Origin of the sequence: Microbacterium sp. Leaf351 (assembly GCF_001423825.1) — a bacterium.
Taxonomy (GTDB): Bacteria; Actinomycetota; Actinomycetes; order Actinomycetales; family Microbacteriaceae; genus Microbacterium; species Microbacterium ginsengisoli.
Map to the genome: position 1 here is coordinate 12,031 of NZ_LMPK01000001.1, position 3,139 is coordinate 15,169.

3 protein-coding genes are annotated in these 3,139 nt (G+C 73.2%); all 3 read right to left on the reverse strand.

What is annotated here, in order from left to right:
• The coding region (gene purH / locus ASG00_RS00040) for a bifunctional phosphoribosylaminoimidazolecarboxamide formyltransferase/IMP cyclohydrolase (RefSeq protein WP_235558993.1) at nucleotides 1-1,362 on the reverse strand (1,362 nt) is incomplete at its 3' end.
• 29 nt (nucleotides 1,363-1,391) lie between these two features.
• Nucleotides 1,392-1,985, reverse strand: a complete 594-nt coding sequence (gene purN / locus ASG00_RS00045) for a phosphoribosylglycinamide formyltransferase (RefSeq protein WP_056206001.1) — start codon at nucleotides 1,983-1,985, stop codon at nucleotides 1,392-1,394.
• A gap of 9 nt (nucleotides 1,986-1,994) precedes the next feature.
• Nucleotides 1,995-3,139 (reverse strand): cell division protein PerM (locus tag ASG00_RS00050; protein ID WP_200930806.1); only part of this gene is annotated, 1,145 nt, incomplete at its 5' end.

Sequence of the window (3,139 nt, forward strand, 5' to 3'; positions counted from 1 at the left end):
GCCCATGCCGATGCCGACCGTGGCGGAGTCCTTCGCGAGCACGATCGCGTTGGACTTGACGGCGCGACCGGCCTTCCACGCGAACACGAGGTTCTGCAGCTCGTCGTGCGTGGGCATCTCGCCCGTGATGAGCTGCCAGTTCTTCCACACCGAGTCGATGTCGGCCGGGAAGCGGTCGGCGTCCTGCAGCAGCAGGCCGCCCGAGACGAGCCGCACATCCATGGGCTCCTGGCGCCAGTCGGTGGGAAGACGCAGCACGCGCAGGTTCTTCTTGAGCTTGAACAGCTCCAGCGCCTCCGGCTCGAAGTCGGGGGCGACGATCACCTCGGTGAAGATGTCGCGCAGGTTCTCGGCCATCTTGAGCGTCACGGTGCGGTTCGCGGCGATCACGCCGCCGAAGGCCGACACCGGGTCGCAGGCGTGGGCGCGCAGGTGGGCCGACGCGATCGGGTCGAGCGCGTTCGCCGCGGTGACCGCGATGCCGCAGGGGTTCGCGTGCTTGATGATCGCGACCGCGGGCAGCACCATGTCGAACGCGGCGCGGAGCGCGGCATCCGCGTCGACGAAGTTGTTGTACGACATCTCCTTGCCCTGCAGCTGGGTCGCCTGGGCGATGCCGTGGCCGCCCGCACGCGTGTAGATCGCCGCGCGCTGGTGGCTGTTCTCGCCGTAGCGCAGCGTCGACATGCGCTCTGCGCGGATCGTGAGGTGGGCGGGCAGGTCCTCGGTCGTGAGGGTCTCCTCGGAGAACCACGTCGCCACCGCGCGGTCGTAGTCCGCCGTGTGAGCGAACGCCCGGGCGGCGAGATCGCGGCGCTGGTCGAGCGTCGTGCCGCCGGCGCCGAGCGCGTCGATGATCGCGGGGTACGACATGGGCGAGACGACGATCGCGACGTTCGCGAAGTTCTTCGCCGAGGCGCGCACCATGGCGGGGCCGCCGATGTCGATCTGCTCGACCACGTCGTCGCCCTGGGCGCCCGAGGCGACCGTCTCGACGAAGGGGTACAGGTTCACGACGACGAGCTCGAACGGGGCGATGCCCAGCTCGGCGAGCTGGGCCTCGTGGGTCGCCAGCCGCAGGTCGGCGAGGAGGCCCGCGTGCACGGCGGGGTGGAGCGTCTTCACACGGCCGTCGAGCGACTCCGGGAAGCCGGTGACCGAGGCGACATCCGTCACGGCGAAGCCCGCGTCCCGGATGGAGGCCGCGGTCGAGCCGGTCGAGACGATCTCGACGCCGGCGTCGGCGAGGGCACGGGCGAGGTCGAGCAGCCCAGTCTTGTCGCTCACCGAGACGAGCGCGCGCCGCACGGGCACGACGTCGCGGGGTCGGTAGTCGGCGGGATCGTGTCGGGGACCGGCCATGGAGCTCCTCGGTTCTCGGGGGTTGCGGATCAGGGAAGGGCGGGCGCGGCGAGATCGAGCTCGCCGTCGGCGATGCGGCGCACGATGTCGATGAGCAGGCGGCGCTCGACCGGCTTGATGCGTTCGTGGAGGGCGTTCTCGTCGTCGCCGGGGAGCACGGGCACACGCTCCTGGGCGAGGATCGGGCCAGCGTCGACGCCGCCGTCGACGACGATGACGCTGGCGCCCGTCTGGGTGGCACCGGCGGCGAGGGCGTCGCGCACGCCGTGCGCGCCCGGGAACTCGGGCAGGAACGCGGGGTGGGTGTTGATGATGCGGGGCGACCACTCGTCGACGACCGCGGCGGGCAGCAGCTTCATGAGCCCGCTCAGCACGACGAGGTCGGGCTGCCAGACGCGCAGCTGCGCGGAGAGCTCCGCGCCCCACGCGTCGCGTTCGGCTGCGCCGCGCCACGGCACGACGAACGTCGGCACGCCGAACTCCTCGGCGTGCGCGAGGCCGTCCGCCTCGCGATCGGCTCCCACGACGACGATGCGGGCGGGATAGGAGGGGTCGGCGGCGGCGTCCAGCAGGGCTCGGAGGTTCGAGCCCGTGCCCGAGATCAGTACGGCGACCGTCAGCACCCGGTCAGTCTAACGGGGAGCCTCGGAGCCCTCGTCGCGACCGCCCGCTCCGGTGCTCGACGGGTCGGGGCGGCCGGTGCCGTCGACGTCGAACCAGGCGCTCGGCGACCCTCCCAGAGTCACCGGCGCGGGGCGATCGGCGTCGTCGCGGGCGCCGCGGGGGGCGAGCAGCAGGATGCCGCTTCCCACCGCGACCTCGATCGCGACCGCGAGCGCGACCGCGCCCGGGTCGGGACCGGTGACGGCGAGGCGTCCGGGGCCGATCGATCCGCCGGCGAGTGCGGCGAGCAGCGCCGCTCCCCCGCCCGCGAGCAGTGCGATCGCGCCGGTGAGGGCGAGGAGCGCACCCCACGGCTCGTGTCCGCCGATCGTGGCGGTCTCGTCGGCGACCCGGGAGCGCACGACCCACCCGGCCACCGCACCCGCCGCGATCGGCAGCAGCACGAGCGCGAGCAGCCACACGGTCCCCGATGGCGGCAGCGCGGCGAGCACAGGCACGCCGGGCACGACGCCCGCGTGGGTGCCGACGGGGGAGATCGTCGAGCCGGCACCGAGCGCGAAGCCGGGGCCGGCGAGATAGGACATCGTCCAGACGATGAGGGTGGGCAGGTAGACGAGCTGGCCGAGCTCGATCATGACCGCGCCGATCAGATCGACGCCGCCCTGCTGCGCGAGGGTGACGATCGCGGTGCCCCGCACGATGACGGCGACCGCGAAGGCCAGCGCCGAGACGCCCACGAGTGCGGTCAGGGCGGTCACCGCGCCGCGCACGGCGAGACCCGGCACCTCGGGCCAGATGCCCGGCAGTGCGTCGGTGCGGGACCGCACCGCGTCGATGAGCCCGTCGTCGCCGTCGCTCCATGCGCGGGCGATCGCGCCCGCGAGGGCACCCGCGAGATAGACGAGGGGCGGGAACAGCACCGCCTGCCAGAGTGCGGCGCTCGCCAGCGGCTGCGCCCCGGTCAGCGCGATCAGCGCGGATGCCGCGGCGAACACGACGACCCCCGAGACGACCCCCGTCACCCAGGCGCCCGCCTGCGCGGCGCGCGAGCCCGATCGAGCGGCGAAGAAGAAGGTGAACGCGAGGAACGCGAGCGGTGCGAGCGAGAGCGTGAAGGTGGCGGCCGTGTCGTCGATGCCCGCCTGCACGAGGT